Source organism: Streptomyces sp. NBC_01476, assembly GCF_036227265.1.
Lineage (GTDB): Bacteria > Actinomycetota > Actinomycetes > Streptomycetales > Streptomycetaceae > Actinacidiphila.
Genome location: NZ_CP109446.1, coordinates 5823208 through 5841900, shown reverse-complemented (window position 1 = coordinate 5841900; position 18693 = coordinate 5823208). Strand labels below are relative to the sequence as shown.

Here is an 18693-nt window from a genome sequence, read left to right as displayed (position 1 = left end):
CGGATGAGGGGCACCGATGGACGAACAGACCAGGGACGTCGCGGACCTGTTGCGGGTGCACCGCGGCGCGGCGAGCGTCGAGGAACTGGCCGCGCTGATCGCCGTACTGCGCTCACGGACCGGCGCCCTGGACGCCGAGCCGCATCTGTCCGCACACGGCTCCCTCCCGCTCGCGGGCTGGCGCCGCCCGGAGCGGCACTCCGCGTATGCCGACCCCCGCGGGTGGCACCGCGGGCACGGGGTGTGAGGTGCCTGAGGTGACCGGGGTTCCGAGGCCGCGCACCCGGTGGTGGGCGCGGCCGGCGCCGCCGCAGCGCAACTACCGGGTCCGGCGCGACTGGGCCCGGTGGCTGGGCCGGCAGGCGGTGGAGTGCGTCCGCTACTCATGGAGCGCGTGCATCGAACTGGGCCGCGCGCAGTGCGGCGGCGTCCTGGAGGAGGAACCGGCTCCCGGCCACCCCGAGCGGATGCCGCAGCGGACCGAACCGCCGCTGGACGCGAGCCCGCGCTAGTGAACAGCGGCCGAACGTCTCTCCGGCCACCGTTTGCAAGGTGGTGGCGCACATCACCCTTGCTTTGTGGAGAGATTAGTCCGCTTTGTCGTTATTCTTCCGGAAAGAGAATTTGCCCGCGTCACGGCGCCGTGCCAGAGTCGGTGTCAACGGCCACCGCGACCCGGGCTCGGCCGTTCCACAGACGCCGCGGCACACCCCCTGCTTCGCGGCGGTTCCGAAGAGGCCCTTCCGCAGTCACCCCCCGGACGCGAAGGGCCTCTTCGCTGCGTCCGTCCGCCCGCGCCCGCGCTCCGCGCCGCTCAGCGCTCAGTGGTCAGCGGTCAGGTCAGCGGTCAGCGACCCGCAGTTCGAACCAGGTGGTCTTGCCGCGTGCCTGCAGATCGACGCCCCAGCGGTCGGCCAGCTTGTCCACCAGGAACAGGCCGCGCCCGCTGGTGTCCATCGCGCGCACCGGCATCAGGCACGGTAACGCCCGTGAGGGGTCCCGCACTTCGACCCGCACCCAGCCGCGCCGCCGCCGTATCCGCAGCCCGAAGGTCTGCGCGCCGGTGTGCCGTACCGCATTGCCCACCAGCTCCGAGACCAGCAGTTCCACGGTGTCGCAGAGGTGCGGCAGACCCCACAGCCGTACCACCGACAGCGACAGCCGGCGGGCGGTGGCCGCCGATTCGGGACGGGACGTGAGGTGGACCTCGGCGACCGATGGGTCACCGGGGTCCTCAACTGCTTTGGCGGCGGCGTCATCGGCGAGGGCGGGCGATCCGCCCGCCCCCCCGGCCGCCTGCTGCGGCTGTTCCGCTCCACCCCGTCCCGGCATGCCTTCATGATGGCCGCCATGGCCGGATCGCGTGGCGCAACCGGGGGAATTGATGCGGCGGAATCGGCCCCCGCGTCCGATCCATCCCGATGATCACCGCACGCTCGGTCAGCGCGCGATCACTGGAAGCGCGCTTTGCCCGGTCCGTCCTCGACGAAGCTGCGCATGCCGGTCTCCCGGTCGGCGGTCGCGAACAGGCCCGCGAAGAGGGTCCGTTCGATCGTCAGGCCGGTGTCGAGGTCGGTCTCCAGGCCCGCGTCCACCGCTTCCTTGGCCGCCCGCAGCGCGTACGCGGGGCCGCGGGCCAGCCGCTCGGCCCAGGCGCGTGCCTGCGGGTAGACCTCCTCGGCCGGCACCACCCGGTCGGCCAGGCCGATGGCCAGCGCCTCGGCGGCGGTCACCATCCGCCCGGTGAAGATCAGGTCCTTGGCCCGCGCCGGGCCGACCAGCCGGGCCAGCCGCTGGGTGCCGCCGGCGCCGGGGATCAGGCCGAGCAGGATCTCCGGCTGGCCGAACGTGGCGTTCTCCGCGGCGATCCGGATGTCCGCGCAGAGCGTCAGCTCACAACCGCCGCCGAGCGCGTAGCCGTTGACCGCGGCCACCACCGGCTTGGGGATACGGGCCACCGCGGTGAAGGCGTCCTGCAGCCCGCGGGCGCGGTCCACCATGTCCTGGTACGACATGGCCTGCATCTCCTTGATGTCCGCGCCGGCCGCGAACACCTTCTCGCCGCCCCACACCACCACGGCCCGCACGTCGGACCGCCGGCCGGCCTCCTCGGCGACCTCCCTGAGCCGGTCCTGGGTGGCGATGTCCAGCGCGTTCATCGGCGGCCGGTCCAGCCGGACGGTGCCGACGGCGTTGTCGACTTCGAGCGTCACAGTCATGCCCGGAGCGTACGCGGACGGCCCGCCCCCGGACGAGCGGGGGCGGGCCGGTCGGGTCGCTCAGCGGGCGGCTCCGGTCAGGAAGTCACCTCGGGAGCCGGCTTCAGGAGTTCCACTCGGACCACGAGAGGTTCCAGCCGTTGAGGCCGTTGTACCACTGGACCGTCCGGTCCTTGGAGTTGGTCACCTGGACCACGTCGCCGAGCAGCGAGTGGTTGTAGAACCACGCGGCGGGCGTGTCCGGATTGCCCGCGCCCTGGACGTCCTTCAGGCCGACGCAGCCGTGGCTGGTGTTGCTGTTGCCGAACACCGAAGGCGCCGCCCAGTAGTTGCCGTGGATGAAGGTGCCCGAGTTGGTCAGCCGCATCGCGTGCGGCACGTCCGGGATGTCGTACTCCCCGCCGAAGCCGACGGTGTCACCGTTCATCCGGGTCTTGATGTACTTCTCGGAGATCACCATCTTGCCGTTGTACGTGGTGTGGTCCGGCGCGCCCGAGGAGATCGGGATGGTCTTGATCGCCTTGTTGTCCTTGAAGACGGTCATCGAGTGCTTCGCCGCGTCCACGATGCTCACCTGGCGGCGGCCGATGGTGAAGTGAACGTCCTTGTGCTGCTTGCCGTACACACCCGGGGCGCCCTCGACGCCGTTCAGGTTGAGCGAGAGGGTGACCTTGGTGCCGGCTGCCCAGTAGTCCTGCGGGCGGATGAAGATGTCCTGGTTGCCGTTCCACTTCGCGGCGACCGGTACCGCCGGCGAGGCGGTGACCTTCAGACCGTCCTCGACCGCCTTCTTGTTGGTGATCGGCCGGTTGAAGTGGAGGTAGACCTCCATGCCGACACCGACGGTGGAGCCGTCCTCCGGGGTGAAGAACCCGACGAAGGTGTCCTTGGGGACCACCGTGCTGAAGGTCGAGTGCTTGTCGGACTCCCGTCCCGCCGCGTCCTTGGCCACCGCGTCCACCGTGTACTCGGTGGAGGTGGACAAGTGGTCGCTCGGCACCCACCCGAGGCCGTCGGCGGATATCTCACCGGCCACGGTCGCGCCCTTGTCGTCCTTGACGGTCACCTCGGTCAGTTTGCCGCCGGACGCGGAGACCTTCAGCGTCCCGGTGGTCGCCACGTTGCTCGCGCCGTCCTTCGGAAGGATCGACACCACGGCCGTCGACACCTTCGCAGCCGCGGTGGTGGTCGTGCCACCGGCCGGCTTGCCGTCGTCGCTGCCGCTGCCTGCTTTGTCGCCGCCGTCGGGACCGCACGCGGTCGCCAGCAGCATCACCGCGCCGAGCGCCAGTGCCGCCAGGCCCCTCCTGGTACCCGGCGTCCCACCTATCGCCTTCACTTTCTCCACTCCCCTAGCGCGCGCCAAACACCCGAACTCCCCCTGCAAGCGCAAGACAACCACACGGACAACACCCTCCGGCTCCCGGAAATGTCACCGTTCCGTCCCAGTTGCCGCCGGGCCATCTCCAGGTCAGCGCAGTGCCGAGCCCGCCGCCCACTGCGCCCAGCTCAGATTCCAGCCGCTCATTCCGTTGTCGGGCGACACCGTGCGGTCGGCGGAGTTGAGCACCCGGATCGGGTCGCCGACGAGGGAGTTGTCGTAGAACCAGCCGGCCGGCGTCTCCTCGTCGCCCGGCTTCGCGCCCTGCGTGTCCCGCAGTCCGATACAGCCGTGGCTGACGTTCTGCGTGCCGAAGACGGTGTCCGGGGACCAGTAGTTGCCGTGCACGAAGGTGCCGGAGGTGGTGAGCCGCATCGCGTGCGGCACGTCCGGGATGTCGTACTCGCCGCCGAAGCCGACCGTGCGGCCGTTCATCCGGGTCTTGAGGTACTTCTCGGCGATCACCATGATCCCGTTGTACGTGGTGTGTTCGGGGCTGCCCGCGGTGATCGGGAGGGTACGCAACGGGCGCCCGTCGCGTTCCACGGTCATCAGATGGGTGGCGGCGTCCGCGGTGCTGCGCTGGTCGCGGCCGATGGTGAAGCTGACGTCCTTGGACTGGGTGCCGTAGGTGTGGGGCGCCCCCTGGACACCGCGCAGCCGCAGGTGGAGGGTGACCCGGGTGCCGGGCCGCCAGAAGTCCGCGGGGCGCAGGTCGAGCCGCCGGCTGCCGAACCAGTGGCCGGCCACCGCCACCGCGGGCGACGAGGTGACCGTGATGTGCCGTTCGACGGCGGCCCGGTCGGTGATGGCGTGGTTGAAGTTCAGCGAGACGATCATGCCGGTCCCGACGGTGGAGCCCTTCTCCGGCGAGAAGAAGCCGATGAAGGACTCCCTGGGGGTGGTCGGGCCGGCGGTCGCCATGCCGTCCTTGCTGTCGTGGCCGCCCGCCCCGAAGCCGCATCCGGCGAGCAGCGCCACCGCGGTCACCGCCCCCGCCGCGGCCCGCAGCACCCCGCTCCATGCCCGTCGTCCCACAACCGCCGTCACCCTTACCACTCCTGTCGTCACGCACCGTCAACGATGCGGCGCCCCCGGGGAAACGCGCAGCTCCAACCGGTTCACAAGCGGACACTCATGTGACACTCGACCTTCATATGGGAAAGATGCTTGAAGGGACACGGTCGATCGTGGGGCACGGGACGCCTGCGCGAGCGCACGGCCGTGTCTGAGCCGTGGGAGGAAAACACGTGTCCGAGACACGCGAGCTCAGCCCGGCCGGACCGGTCGAGGGTGTCGCCGGGGCGACCGGCACCGCCCCCAGGCCCGCGCCGGTGGCGCCTCCGCGGCCCCGTACCGGCGACGACGGCCGGCCCGGCCGCGGCGCCGGTCCCGCCACCGCGACGGTCTGGCCGGGCACTCCGCAGCCGCTCGGCGCCCGGTTCCGCACCGGCCCCGACGGCCGGCCCGGCACCAATTTCGCGCTGTGGGCGCGGGGCGCGGAGTCCGTCGAGGTGTGCCTCTTCGACGACGAGGGCACCGAGACCAGGGCGCCGCTGACGGAGCTGACGCACGAGGTGTGGCACGGCTTCGTGCCGGACGTCATGCCGGGACAGCGCTACGGCTACCGGGTGGGCGGCCGCTGGGACCCGTGGACCGGCGCGCGCTGGAATCCGGCGAAGCTGCTGCTCGACCCGTACGCGCGGGCGGTGGACGGTGAGTTCTCGCTCACACCGGAGACGTACGGCCACGTCCGTGACTGGCCGGAGCGTGACGCCGCCGACACCGTGCGCGACAACCGCGACTCCGCGCCGTACGTCCCCAAGGGCGTCGTGGTGGAGGACGACGACGACTGGGAGGACGACCGGCGGCCCAAGACGCCGTGGTCGGACTCGGTGATCTACGAGGTGCACGTCCGCGGCTTCACCAAGACCCACCCCGGGGTGCCGCCCGAGCTGCGCGGTACGTACGCCGGCCTCGGGCACCCGGCCGCGGTCGCGCATCTGACCCGGCTCGGGGTGACCGCGGTCGAACTGCTGCCGGTGCACCAGTTCGCGCACGAGGACCACCTGGAGCGGCGCGGCCTGCGCAACTACTGGGGCTACAACTCGGTCGGCTACTTCGCGCCGCACGCCGCCTACAGCGCCAGCGGCAGCCGTGGCGGGCAGGTCGGCGAGTTCAAGCGGATGGTGCGGTCGCTGCACGCGGCCGGCATCGAGGTGATCCTCGACGTGGTCTACAACCACACCGCGGAGGGCGGCCAGGGCGGTCCCACCCTGTCGCTGCGCGGCATAGACAACCGCGGGTACTACCGGCTCGGCCAGGACCCGCGGGGATACTCCGACTACACCGGCTGCGGCAACACCCTCAACGTGGTCCAGCCGCATGTGCTGCGGCTGATCACCGACTCGCTGCGGTACTGGGTGACCGAGATGGGCGTGGACGGCTTCCGCTTCGACCTGGCGGCGGCGCTGGCCCGCTCGATGCACGACGTCGACATGCTCTCGCCGTTCCTCGCGGTGATCGCCCAGGATCCGGTGCTGCGCCGGGTCAAGCTGATCGCCGAGCCGTGGGACGTCGGCTCCGGCGGCTACCAGGTGGGCGCCTTCCCCCCGCTGTGGACCGAGTGGAACGACCGGTTCCGGGACACCGTGCGGGACTTCTGGCGGGGCGCGACCGGCGACGTCCGCGACCTCGGCTACCGGCTCTCCGGCTCCAGCGACCTGTACGACTGGGGCGGCCGGCGGCCGTACGCGTCGGTGAACTTCATCACAGCGCACGACGGGTTCACGCTGCGCGACCTGGTCTCGTACAACGACAAGCACAACGAGGCCAACGGCGAGGACGGCCAGGACGGCACCGGTGACAACCGGTCCTGGAACTGCGGCGCGGAGGGCCCGTCGGACGATCCGCAGGTGACCGCGCTGCGCGCCCGGCAGATCCGCAACCTGCTGGCCACCCTGCTGCTGTCCACCGGTGTGCCGATGCTGGTGGCCGGCGACGAGATGGGCCGCACCCAGGGCGGCAACAACAACGCCTACTGCCAGGACAACCCGACCAGCTGGGTGGACTGGTCACTGCTGGAGGACCCCCAGTGGCGGGCGGTGCGGGACACCGCCGCCCGGCTGATCGCGCTGCGCCACCGGCATCCCGTGCTGCGGCGCGGCGGCTTCTTCTCCGGCCTTGCCATCACCCCGGAGGGGCTGCGGGACGTCGGCTGGTTCCAGCCGGACGGCCGGGAGATGTCCGAGCAGGACTGGTACGCGCCCTCCTCGACGCTGGGCATGTTCCTGTCCGGGCAGGACATCCCGCAGCGCGACGCCCGCGGGGAGCGCCTGGTGGACGACAGCTTCCTGCTGCTGGTGCACGGGCATCACGAGCCGGTGGACTTCAGCCTGCCCGGCGCGCCGTGGGCCGCCTCGTACGAACTGCTGCTGGACACCGCGGCGGACCAGGACCCGCCGGCCGCAGGGACGGTGGCCGCGGGGGCGCCGGTCCGGCTGGAGGCGCGGTCGGTACGCCTGTACCGGGCGATCCGCCTGTGACGGCTGCGCCGCAGCTCACGCGTGTGATCGAGGGCTTTCGCCGAGCGGCGGGCAACCGGCTGGACGCCACGGAGAGGTCCAGTCCATTCTGGTGCCGTGACCTCTTCAGCACCGCGTTCCGACCGTCAGGCCGACTCCGCCGCCGAGGTCACCCCGGGGCAGTTGGTACCGCTCGGCGACCGCTTGTGGTCCGGCAACTTCCGCTGCTACTTCACCGCCCGCACGGTCGCGATGCTCGGCGACACCATGCTGCCGGTGGCCCTGTCCGCGGGCCTGCTCTCCTACGGCTACTCGGCCGGTGACATCGGCCTGGTGATGGCCGCCACCACCGCCTGCTTCGCCGGACTCGTCGTCTTCGGCGGGGTGTTCGCGGACCGCTTCAACGTCCGCGCCCAGATGATCGGCGCCGACCTGGTCCGGGTCTGCTCGCAGTCGACCGCCGCCTTCCTCTTCCTCACCCACCGGGTGCACCTGTGGGAGATGGTGGTGATCGCGGTGGTCAACGGCACCGCGGCGGCGACCTTCCAGCCCGGCGTGGCCAGCACGATCGTCCGGGTGGCGCGCGATGTGCAGGGGGCCAACGCGGTGACCAGGACCGCGGAGTCGGTGGCGAGCCTGGCCGGGCCGGCGCTCGCCGGCGCACTGGTCGGATTCGCCTCGCCCGGCGTGGTGTTCGCCGTCCACGCGTCCACGTATCTGACCAGCGCGGTGTGCCTGATCCTGCTGCGGCTCGCTCCGCTGCCGGCCAGGATCGGCGCGGCCACCGCGTCCTACCGGGCCGATCTGGCGGAGGGCTGGCGGGAGTTCAGGTCCCGTACCTGGATGTGGTCGGTGATCGTGGTGTGGATGGCGTTCATGGTCTTCGTGATCGGCCCGTACACCCCGCTGGCGGCCGGCCGGCTGATCCCCGAGCACGGCGCCGGCGCGTACGGCCTGGTCAACTCGGCGCTGGGCGGCGGCACCGCGGTGGGCGCGCTGATCGCGATGCGGCTGCGGGCCGCCCATCCGCTGCGGGCCGGGTCGATCGCCCTGTTCGCCACCGCGCTGATGCCGGCCTCGGTCGGCATCGACCTGCCGGTCGGCGCGATCTGCGGCTGTGTCTTCGTGGCCGGCATGGGCACCGCCTACTGGGGCGTCAACTGGTCCACCAGCGTGCAGACTCAGGTGCCGAACGACATCCTGAACCGTATTCACGCCTATGAGGTGGCGGGGTCGATCGCGATGGTCCCGGTGGGCCAGGCACTGGCCGGCCCGGCGTCCACCGCCTTCGGCACCGGCCATGTGCTCCAGGCGGGCGGCGTGGTCGCGGTCCTGGTGGCGGTCGCACTGCTGGCCATCCCAGCGGTACGCAACCTGCACCGCGCCACATCCTGACCCGGCGGCCGCCGCCGGCTCACTTCCCGGCACGGGGCTCCCCGGCCCGCTGTTCCGCCGGGGCCGGCTCTCCTATCGCCGTGCCGCGGAGGTCTTCACCGCCGCAACCCGGCCGCTCGACCCCCGGGGCCGTGGCTGGACGCTGCACCAACTGGCGGCGGCGGAGCGGCGGTAGACGGCGGCGGTGCCGTTGCCGTTCGCCCCGCGGGCCGGCCGGGAGGCGGCACGCGGCTGTCGCGCACCGGCCCCCGGAACCCCGCGGCCCCGGCCGGTGCCGCCCACCGCGCCGCGGACGCGCCCCGGGGTCAGACCAGGCTGTCCCGCCATGCCTGGTGGAGCCCCGCGAAGTGCCCCTCGGCGGAGATCAGCCGGCCGGGGGTGCCGTCCTCCACGATCCGGCCGTCGCGCATCACCAGCACCCGGTCGGCGATCTCCACCGTGGACAGACGGTGCGCGATGATCACCGCGGTGCGCCCGGTGAGCACGGTCCGCATGGCGTGCTGGACGGCCCGCTCGCCGGGGACGTCGAGCGAGGAGGTGGCCTCGTCGAGGATCAGCACCGCCGGGTCGGCCAGCAGCGCCCGCGCGAACGCGACGAGCTGGCGCTGGCCGGCCGAGATGCGCCCACCGCGCTTGCGCACGTCGGTGTCGTAACCGTCCGGCAGCGCCGCGATGAAGTCGTGCGCCCCGATGGCCCGGGCGGCGGCCTCCACCTCCTCCCGGGCGGCGTCGGGCCGGCCGATGGTGATGTTGTCGGCGATCGTGCCGGAGAAGAGGAACGCCTCCTGGGTGACCATGACCACGCCCCGGCGCAGATCGGTACGGGACAGGTCGCGCAGCGGGACGCCGTCGAGGCACACCTCGCCGTCGGTGGGGTCGTAGAAGCGGGCCAGCAGCTTGGCGAGCGTCGACTTCCCTGCGCCGGTCGCGCCGACCACCGCCACCGTCTGCCCGGCGGGCAGCCGCAAGGAGAAGGTGGGCAGCACCTCACCGCCGGTGCGGTAGGCGAACCGGACCTGGTCGAAGACCACTTCGCGGCCGGGCCGCCCGTCGGCCCGCTCGGGCAGCGGCACCGGCTGCTCCGGGTCGGGCACGGTGGGCTCCTGCGCCAGCAGGCCGGCGATCTTCTCCAGCGAGGCAGCGGCGGACTGGTAGGAGTTGAGGAACATGCCGAGCCGGTCGATCGGGTCGTACAGCCGGCGCAGGTAGAGCACGAACGCGGCGAGCACGCCGAGCGCCATGCCGCCGCCGGCCACCCGGTAGGCACCCCACAGCACGATGCCGGCGATGGTGATGTTGGCGATCAGCCGGGAGACGACGACATAGCGTGCCATCTCCAGGATCGCGTCGCCGTTGGCCCGCTCGTGCCGGTGGTTCAGCTCAAGGAAGGCCGCGTCGTTGGGCTGCTCCCGGCGGAATGCCTTGACCGGCCGGATGCCGTTCATCGTCTCGGTGAACTTCACGATGACCGCCGCGATGGCCGTGGACCGCTTCCGGTACGCCACCATCGAGCGCTTCTGGAAGCCGCGGATGGCGACGTACAGCGGCCCGTACGAGATGAGGGTGGCCAGCCCCAGCTTCCAGTCCAGGACCAGGAGCAGCACGGTGATGTAGGCCGCGGAGAGGATGACGCCGATCAGCTCTTCGAGCCCGTCGGTGAGCAGTTCGCGGATGGTCTCCACATCGGAGGTGGCGCGGGCGATCAGCCGGCCGGAGGTGTAGCGCTCGTGGAAGTCGAGGCTGAGCGACTGGGCGTGCCGGAAGATCCGGCCCCGCAGATCGATCAGCACGTCCTGGCTGACCACTGCCTCGATCCGGATGAACCAGCGCTGCAGCACGCCGGAGAGCAGTCCGCAGCCGAGGTAGCCGGCCGCGACCGCGATCAGCGCGCCGTGCCGGCCGTCGCGGACCTGCGGGATGGCGTGGTCGATGGCGTACGCGACGAGCAGCGGGCCGGCCTGGACCGCGGCCTGCTGGACGAGCAGCAGCACACCGGCGAGCCAGAGCCGCCTGCTCTGGCCGCTGAGCAGCGACCGGAGCAGGCGGCGCTGGGCGTTCTTGGGGGCGGGCAGGACGTCCTTGTCGAACGGGTCGACACGGGTGGGCTGTTCGGGTGCCGGGCCGGCCGGCTCCGCCGGTTCTTCCGGCCCGGCGGCGGTCGGTGCTGCCACGGAGGTCATCAGGCGTCGCTCCTCTCCAGCGCGGGGGCGGACTCGTCAGCGGACGCGTCAGCCGACTCGTCAGCGGTCTCGTCGCCGGTCCGAGCGGCGGTCTCGTCGCCCGTCCGGGCGGTGGTCTCGTCGCCCGTCCGAGCGGCGGTCTCGTCGCCGGTCTCGTCGCCGGTCCGGTCGCCGGCGGCCGGTCCGGACGGGGGCCCGTCGGGCGACGCGTCGTCGCCCGACATCAGGTGGCGGTACTCGGCGCTGTCCCGCAGCAGTTCCGCATGGGTGCCGACCGCCGTGATCCGGCCGCCGGTGAGCAGCGCCACCCGGTCGGCGAGCAGGACTGTCGACGGGCGGTGGGCGACGACCAGTGCGGTGGTCGTCCGCAGCACGTCCCGCAGCCCCGCCTCGACCAGCGCCTCGGTGTGCACGTCGAGCGCGGAGAGCGGATCGTCCAGCACGAGGAACCGCGGCCGGCCGACGACCGCGCGGGCCAGCGCGAGCCGCTGCCGCTGGCCGCCGGACAGGCTGAGGCCCTGCTCGCCGACCTGGGTGTCCAGGCCCTCCGGCAGCCGCTGCACGAAGTCGCACTGGGCGACGGCCAGCGCCCGCAGCACCTGCTCCTCGCTCGCCCCGTCCGGTCCCGCGCCCATCTCGACGTTCTCCCGGACGGTGGCCGAGAAGAGCGTCGGCTCCTCGAAGGCGACGGCGACCAGTTCGCGCAGCCGGGCCACCGGGAGTTCGGCGATGTCGGCGCCGTCCAGGGTGATCCGGCCGCCGGTCGCCTGGTGCAGGCGGGGCAGCAGCGCGGTGAGGGTGGTCTTGCCGCTGCCGGTGGCGCCGACCAGTGCCATCGTCTCGCCGGGCCGGATGTGCAGGTCGACCCCGGTGAGCAGGTCGGGGCTGCCCTCAGGGGCATCGGGGTAGCGGAAGCGGACGCCGGTCAGCCGCACGCCGTCCGCCTCGGGCTCCGCCTCGCGGCCCGAGATGTCGGCCTCGGGGGCGTCCATCACATCGAAGTAGCGGTCGGCGGCGGTGGCCGCCTCGTTGCTCATCGCGAGCAGGAAGCCGATGGACTCCACCGGCCAGCGCAGCGCCAGCGCCGTCGACAAGAAGGCCACCAGGGTGCCGGCCGAGAGCTTGCCGTCGGAGACCTGGAGGACGCCGAGCAGCAGCGCGGCCCCGATCGCCAGCTCCGGCAGCGTCATGATGACCGCCCAGAGGTCGGAGAGCAGCCGGGCCTTGCGCATCTCGGTCTGCCACAGCTCCCGGGTCTTGCCGCGGAAGGCCAGCGCCTGGCTGCGGTGCCGGCCGAACGCCTTGACGATCCGGATGCCGAGCACCGACTCCTCGACGAGGGTGGCCAGGTCGCCGGCCTGGTCCTGGGCGCGGCGGGCGGCCAGCGCGTACCGCGTCTCGAAGTACGAGCAGAGGATCACCAGCGGGACCAGGGGCGCGAGCAGCACCAGGCCGAGCAGCCACGACTGCGCGAAGAGGATGGCGAAGCCGATCACGATGGTGGCGCCGTTGACCACCAGGAAGACCAGCGGGAAGGCCAGGAACATCCGCAGGCTCTGCAGGTCCATGGTGGCCCGGGACAGGAGCTGCCCCGACGCCCACTTGTCGTGGAACTCCACCGGAAGGCGCTGCAGATGCCGGTAGAGGTCGCCGCGCATGCCGGCCTCGACACCGGCCAGCGGACGGGCGACCATCCACCGGCGCACCCCGAAGAGCCCCGCCTCCAGCAGCCCGAGCAGCAGCACCAGCGCGCCGCCGAGCCAGACCCCGCCGGTGTCGTGGTCGCTGATCGGGCCGTCCACCATCCACTTGAGCACCAGCGGGATCAGCAGCGCCATGCACGAGGCGGCCACCGCGACCACCGCCGACGCGCCGAGCAGGAACCGGACCGGTCTCACATACGGCCACAGCCGCAGCAGTGAGCGCACGGTCGAGTGCGCGGGTGGCGGGGCGGGTGGCGGGGCGGGTGGGGCGGCTGAGGGTTCCGTGGCAGGCATCACCTCACGACCCTAGGGCCCACCACCGACAGCCCTCATCTGGTTTTCACTGCTGGCGATCTCCCCGCGGCGTGAAGTTGACGCCGGTCGCGGCGCTTTACCCGCCACCGTCGAAGTCCGGCCATCTGTCTCACGGGCTGAGTTGACGCGGCTCCGCACACCACTCACCCGGCGAGGCCGATATGCCATCGCACACCCCTTTTGGGGGCCGGAAAATTTTGCCCGCCCGCAACACGGCTCTCACATCTGCCCGTTATACGGACCTCACGTCCCGTACTCCGAACGATTTCCAGCCATTTCCGGGTCATGCCAATGACATGGACAGGTAAAGGGTGCCACTCTGTGCTCCGCTCCACAGCAACACGCTCCACAGCAATCACACAGCTCTACCCGGGTAGACCCCACCATCCCCATCTGCCCGGACTGTCCCGGCCGCCACCCGCGGCCGCCGCAGAAGGAGTTCACACAGTGCGCAGATCCCCCCGCACGGCTGCCATGGCAGGCGCCCTGATCGCCGGCGCCGCGATGGTCGCCGTGAGTCTGCCCGCCGGTACGGCTTCCGCCAACACCGGCACCAGCAGCTCCCCGGCCGCGTCCGGCCACGTCGCACCCCGGGCCGGCGCGCTGCCGGCCGCCCTGTCCCCCACCCAGCAGTCGGCGCTCACCAAGGCGGCCCAGTCCCAGGCCGCCGCGACCGCCCAGAACCTGCACCTCGGCGCGCAGGAAGCGCTCGTCGCCAAGTCCGTGATCAAGGACCAGGACGGCAGCGTCCACACCCGCTACGAGCGCACGTACGCCGGCCTGCCGGTGCTCGGCGGCGACTTGGTCGTGCACCAGAACGCGGCCGGCGCCACCACCGGCGTCGACAAGGCGACCAACGCCACCATCGCGGTCGCCTCCACCACCGCGGCCAGGAGCGCCGACTCCGCGAAGTCCTTCGCGCTCAGCGCCGCCAAGGCGGACGGCGCGGCCTCCCCGGCCGCCGACGGCGCGCCCCGCAAGGTGATCTGGGCCGCGAACGGCATACCGGCGCTGGCCTGGGAGTCGGTGATCGGCGGTTTCCAGGACGACGGCACGCCGAACCAGCTGCACGTGATCACCGACGCGAACACCGGCGCGAAGCTCTACGCGTACCAGGGCATCGAGAACAGCGTCGGCAACAGCGAGTACAGCGGCCAGGTGAGCATCACCACCACGCACTCCGGCTCGACGTACAACCTGACCGACGGCACCCGCGGCGGCCACAAGACGTACAACCTGAACCACAGCACCTCCGGCACCGGCACGCTCTTCACCGACGCCGACGACGTGTGGGGCGACGGCAACGGGGCCACCGCGCAGACCGCCGGGGTGGACGCCGCCTACGGCGCCCAGGAGACCTGGGACTTCTACAAGAACACCTTCGGCCGCAACGGCATCGCCGACGACGGCCAGGCGGCGTACTCCAGGACCCACTACGGCAACAACTACGTGAACGCCTTCTGGGACGACTCCTGCTTCTGCATGACGTACGGCGACGGCTCCGGGAACACCCACCCGCTGACCGCGCTGGACGTGGCCGGGCACGAGATGAGCCACGGCGTCACCGCGAACTCGGCCGGCCTGAACTACTCCGGTGAGTCGGGCGGCCTCAACGAGGCCACCTCCGACATCTTCGGCACCGGCGTGGAGTTCTACTCCAACACCGCCGCCGACCCGGGTGACTACCTGATCGGCGAGAAGATCGACATCAACGGCGACGGTACGCCGCTGCGGTACATGGACAAGCCGAGCAAGGACGGCGGCTCGAAGGACTACTGGTCCTCCAGCCTGGGCGGCCTGGACGTGCACTACTCCTCCGGCCCGGCCAACCACTTCTTCTACCTGCTCTCCGAGGGCAGCGGCGCCAAGGTGATCGGCGGGGTCAGCTACAACAGCCCGACCTCCGACGGCCTGTCGGTGCCCGGCATCGGCCGGGACAACGCCCTCAAGCTCTGGTACAAGTCGCTCACCGAGCGCTTCACCTCCACCACCAACTACGCGGCGGCCCGCACCCAGTCCCTCCAGGCCGCGGCCGACCTGTGGGGCGCCGGCAGCGCCACGTACAACACGGTGGCCAACACCTGGGCGGCGATCAACGTCGGCAGCCGGGTCTCCACGCCGAGCGGGGTGACCGTCACCAAGCCGGCCAACCAGTCGACGCAGGTGAACACCGCGGCCAGCCTGCAGATCCAGGCCAGCAGCACCAACAGCGGCGCCCTGACCTACAGTGCGACGGGTCTGCCGGCCGGGCTGTCGATCAACGCCTCCACCGGCCTGATCTCCGGCACCCCGACCGCCACCGGCACCTCCAGCGTCACCGTCACGGTCAAGGACTCCACCAACGCCACCGGGTCGGCCTCCTTCACCTGGACCGTCACCAGCTCGGGCGGCGGCGGAGGCTGCACCGCCGGCCAGCTCCTCACCAACCCCGGCTTCGAATCAGGCGCCACCGGCTGGACCCAGTCCACCGGCGTCATCGACAACAGCACCGGTGCCCCCGCCCACGCCGGCTCCTACAAGGCCTGGCTCGACGGCTACGGCACCACCCACACCGACACCCTCTCGCAGTCGGTGACCATCCCCGCCACCTGCACCAGCGCCACCTTCACCTACTACCTGTACATCAGCTCCCAGGAGACCAGCAGCACCGCCTACGACAAGCTCACCGTCCAGGCCGGCTCCACCACCATCGCCAGCTACTCCAACGCCAACAAGGGCACCGGCTACGTCCAGCGCAGCGTCAGCCTCACCCCCTACATCGGCCAGAGCGTCACCCTGAAGTTCACCGGCACCGAGGACAGCTCTCTCGCCACGAGCTTCCTCATCGACGACACGGCGGTCAGCGTCAGCTGATCACCTGATCGGCGGAAGACCCGGAGCGGCGCCCCCACCGCCGGTCCGGGTCTTCCGTTTTTTACCTTTTTCCTACGGTGTGGGGTGAAGATTCCCGGCATTGCCGATCCGTACAGTGCGGGTCTGGACACACCTGCCCCACCAGTAGGAGAGATGGATATGGCAACCGGAACCGTGAAGTGGTTCAACTCGGAAAAGGGCTTCGGCTTCATCGAGCAGGACGGCGGCGGCTCCGACGTCTTCGCGCACTACTCCAACATCCTGTCGCAGGGTTACCGCGAGCTGCTCGAAGGCCAGAAGGTCGAGTTCGATGTCACTCAGGGCCAGAAGGGCCCGCAGGCGGAGAACATCCGCCAGATGAGCTGAACCGCAGCACACAGGGAAGGCCCGCACCGGTCAGGTGCGGGCCTTCCGCGTGGCCGCGGGTCCGGCGGAGCCGCGGCCTGTACAGGAAGCGGCCGTCAGCGCAGCAGGCCGGCGGTCATCCCCTCCGCCTCGGCCGGCGCCGCCACCAATCCCAGCTCGGCCGAGGTGGCCAGCAGCGGATGGGCCGGCAGCACCCGCACGGTGTACCCGAAGGCCCCGGTGCGGTCGAGGGTCAGCTGGCCTTCGTAACTCTGCCGCCCGGCGGAATCCGGGCGGGCGGTCGGCTTGAGCGGGATCACCGTCGGCGAGGTCAGCCGGTCGGCGGCGTCCACCCGCCCGGCCAGCAGCTGGACCTCGACGTCCGCCGGGTCGAGGCCGCCGAGCGACACCTGGGCCCGCAGGGTGAGGGTGGAGCCCAGCTCCGGGGTGGTGCCCTCCTCGACCGCGCCGGTCTCCACATGGTCGACCGAGACCTGCGGCCACTGCCGGCGCACCCGCTGCTTCCAGCCGGCCAGCTCGGCCGCCGCCGGACCCTGTATGGCGCGGTGCGACCGGGCCGCGGGCGCGTACAGCTCGTTGACGTAGTCCCGGACCATCCGTCCTGCCAGCACCTTCGGGCCGAGCGTGGACAGGGTGTGCCGGACCATCTCGATCCAGCGCTTGGGCGCCGCCTGCGGGCCGTGGTCGTAGAACCGCGGGGCGACCTGGTTCTCCAGCAGCTCGTAGAGGGCTGCGGCCTCCAGCTGGTCGCGGCGGTCCTCGTCGCTGAGGCCGTCGGCGGTGGGGATCGCCCAGCCGTTGTCGCCGTCGAACCACTCGTCCCACCAGCCGTCGAGCACCGACAGGTTGAGGCAGCCGTTGAGCGCCGCCTTCATCCCCGAGGTGCCGCACGCCTCCAGCGGGCGCAGCGGGTTGTTGAGCCAGACGTCGCAGCCGGGGTAGAGCAGCCGCGCCATCCGCATGTCGTAGTCGGGCAGGAAGACGATGCGGTGCCGCACCCGGGGGTCGTCGGTGAACCGGACCAGCTCCTGGACCAGCCGCTTGCCGCCGTCGTCGGCGGGGTGCGCCTTGCCGGCCACCACGATCTGGATCGGCCGCTCGGGGTGGAGCAGCAGACCCGTCAGCCGCTCCTGGTCGCGCAGCATCAAGGTGAGCCGCTTGTAGGACGGGACCCGGCGGGCGAAGCCGATGGTGAGCACGTCCGGGTCAAGGACGGAGTCGGTCCAGCCGAGTTCCGCGTCGCCCGCGCCACGCTGCCGCCAGGAGGCCCGCAGCCGGCGCCGTACATCGTCCACCAACTGCTCGCGCAGTTCGCGGCGCAGCTCCCAGATCGCCTGGTCGGGCAGGCCCGCGATGGCCTCCCACCGGTCGGAGCCGCCGATGATCATGGCGTCCTCGGCGGCTTGTGCGCCGGCGTGCTGGGCGGCGAGCCGCTGTACCTCCGGCGCCACCCAGGTGGGCGCGTGCACCCCGTTGGTGATCGAGGTGATCGGCACGTCCTCGGGGTCGAAGCCCGGCCAGAGGCCGGCGAACATCTCCCGGCTGACCGCCCCGTGCAGGGTGGAGACGCCGTTGGCCCGCTGGGCGAGCCGCAGGCCCATCACGGCCATGTTGAAGAGGTTGGGGTCCCCGCCGGGGTACGTCTCGCGGCCGAGTTCCAGGATCCGGCCGATGTCGACGCCGGGCAGTTCGCCGCCGTCGCCGAGGTAGCGGCCGACCAGCTCGCGGTCGAAGCGGTCGATGCCGGCCGGGACCGGGGTGTGGGTGGTGAACAGGGTGCCGGCCCGGACCGCTTCCAGGGCGGTGTCGAAGTCGAGCCCTTCGAGGGAGAGCTCCCTTATGCGCTCCAGGCCGAGGAAGCCGGCGTGGCCCTCGTTGGTGTGGAAGACCTCGGGTGCGAGGTGGCCGGTGATCCGGCAGTACGCCCGCACCGCGCGGACGCCGCCGATGCCCAGCAGCATCTCCTGGAGCAGCCGGTGTTCGCTGCCGCCGCCGTAGAGCCGGTCGGTGACATCGCGTTCGGCGGGCTGGTTGCTCTCCACGTCGGAGTCGAGGAGCAGCAGCGGGACCCGCCCGACCTGGGCCTTCCAGATCCGGGCGTGCAGGGCGCGGCCGCCGGTGAGGGTCAAGGTGACCTCGGCCGGGGTGCCGTCGGCCTCCCGCAGCGGGGTGACGGGCAGCGAGTTGGGATCGAGGACGGGGTACTGCTCCTGCTGCCAGCCCTCCCGGGAGAGGGTCTGGCGGAAGTAGCCGTGCCGGTAGAGCAGGCCGACACCGATCAGCGGTACGCCGAGGTCGCTTGCGGCCTTGAGGTGGTCTCCGGCGAGGATGCCCAGCCCGCCGCTGTACTGCGGCAGGGCCGAGGTGACGCCGAATTCGGGTGAGAAGTAGGCGATGGCGGCGGGCAGGTCACTCTGTTCCTGGTACCAGCGGGGGTTGGTGGTGTAGTCGGCGAGATCCTCGGCCGCGGCGGCCAGCCGGCGCAGGAAGCGCCGGTCGCCGGCGAGCGTGGTCAGCCGTTCCTTGGAGACCGCGCCGAGCAGCCGTACCGGATCGCCCTGGGCGGCCCGCCAGCCTTCCGGATCGACGCCTCGGAACAGCTCCCTGGTCTCCTGATGCCATGACCAGCGTAGGTTCTGGGCCAGCTCCCCCAGCGGGCGCAGAGGTTCCGGCAGGACAGTGCGCACGGTGAATCGACGGATAGCCTTCACACCTCCGACCGTAGCTCCGACGGCGGGGAGCCCGGGAGCGATCTCC

13 protein-coding genes are annotated in these 18693 nt (G+C 71.6%); 6 read left to right on the top strand and 7 right to left on the bottom strand.

Annotation, left to right across the window (positions count from 1 at the left end; translation table 11 throughout):
• The first annotated feature begins 16 nt into the window (after nt 1-16).
• On the top strand, nt 17-247 hold the full coding sequence (locus OG552_RS25675; protein WP_329136782.1) for an acyl-CoA carboxylase subunit epsilon: 231 nt from the start codon (nt 17-19) through the stop codon (nt 245-247).
• 10 nt (nt 248-257) lie between these two features.
• Nucleotides 258-512: a hypothetical protein gene (locus OG552_RS25670; protein ID WP_329136780.1), complete on the top strand. Its 255-nt coding sequence runs from the start codon at nt 258-260 to the stop codon at nt 510-512.
• A gap of 328 nt (nt 513-840) precedes the next feature.
• On the opposite strand, the gene OG552_RS25665 is transcribed toward OG552_RS25670, so the two are convergent.
• From OG552_RS25665 to OG552_RS25650, 4 genes are all read right to left on the bottom strand, one after another.
• Nucleotides 841-1332, bottom strand: a complete 492-nt coding sequence (locus tag OG552_RS25665; RefSeq protein ID WP_329136778.1) for an ATP-binding protein — start codon at nt 1330-1332, stop codon at nt 841-843.
• 119 nt (nt 1333-1451) lie between these two features.
• Complete coding sequence (locus tag OG552_RS25660; RefSeq protein WP_329136776.1) at nt 1452-2219, bottom strand: enoyl-CoA hydratase/isomerase family protein; 768 nt, start codon at nt 2217-2219, stop codon at nt 1452-1454.
• Nucleotides 2220-2322: 103 nt separating this feature from the next.
• Nucleotides 2323-3492, bottom strand: a complete 1170-nt coding sequence (locus OG552_RS25655; protein ID WP_329141126.1) for a L,D-transpeptidase — start codon at nt 3490-3492, stop codon at nt 2323-2325.
• Between the two features lie 198 nt (nt 3493-3690).
• Nucleotides 3691-4650 (bottom strand): L,D-transpeptidase, encoded by a 960-nt coding sequence (locus OG552_RS25650; RefSeq protein ID WP_329136774.1) that lies wholly within the window; start codon nt 4648-4650, stop codon nt 3691-3693.
• A 200-nt stretch (nt 4651-4850) separates the two neighbouring features.
• Between OG552_RS25650 and glgX the strand changes: the two genes are divergently transcribed.
• Nucleotides 4851-7145 (top strand): glycogen debranching protein GlgX, encoded by a 2295-nt coding sequence (gene glgX / locus OG552_RS25645; RefSeq protein WP_329136772.1) that lies wholly within the window; start codon nt 4851-4853, stop codon nt 7143-7145.
• 96 nt (nt 7146-7241) lie between these two features.
• Complete coding sequence (locus OG552_RS25640; RefSeq protein ID WP_329136770.1) at nt 7242-8519, top strand: MFS transporter; 1278 nt, start codon at nt 7242-7244, stop codon at nt 8517-8519.
• A 305-nt stretch (nt 8520-8824) separates the two neighbouring features.
• Here OG552_RS25640 and OG552_RS25635 read toward each other — a convergent pair whose 3' ends face one another.
• Both OG552_RS25635 and OG552_RS25630 read right to left on the bottom strand, forming a co-directional pair.
• Nucleotides 8825-10699 carry an ABC transporter ATP-binding protein gene (locus OG552_RS25635; protein WP_329136768.1) on the bottom strand — a complete coding sequence of 625 codons (1875 nt, stop codon included), beginning with the start codon at nt 10697-10699 and terminating at the stop codon, nt 8825-8827.
• Nucleotides 10699-12696 (bottom strand): ABC transporter ATP-binding protein, encoded by a 1998-nt coding sequence (locus OG552_RS25630; RefSeq protein ID WP_443071033.1) that lies wholly within the window; start codon nt 12694-12696, stop codon nt 10699-10701. The genes OG552_RS25635 and OG552_RS25630 overlap by 1 nt, the downstream gene beginning before the upstream one ends.
• Before the next feature lie 495 nt (nt 12697-13191).
• Here OG552_RS25630 and OG552_RS25625 point away from each other — a divergent pair, with 495 nt between their 5' ends.
• Together OG552_RS25625 and OG552_RS25620 are read left to right on the top strand one after the other, a co-directional pair.
• Nucleotides 13192-15570 carry a M4 family metallopeptidase gene (locus OG552_RS25625; protein WP_443071197.1) on the top strand — a complete coding sequence of 793 codons (2379 nt, stop codon included), beginning with the start codon at nt 13192-13194 and terminating at the stop codon, nt 15568-15570.
• Nucleotides 15571-15729: 159 nt separating this feature from the next.
• On the top strand, nt 15730-15936 hold the full coding sequence (locus tag OG552_RS25620; RefSeq protein WP_311299234.1) for a cold-shock protein: 207 nt from the start codon (nt 15730-15732) through the stop codon (nt 15934-15936).
• 95 nt (nt 15937-16031) lie between these two features.
• Here the strand turns inward: OG552_RS25620 and glgP are convergent, their stop codons facing one another.
• Nucleotides 16032-18647: an alpha-glucan family phosphorylase gene (gene glgP / locus OG552_RS25615; RefSeq protein ID WP_329136763.1), complete on the bottom strand. Its 2616-nt coding sequence runs from the start codon at nt 18645-18647 to the stop codon at nt 16032-16034.
• Between the last annotated feature and the right edge of the window lie 46 nt (nt 18648-18693).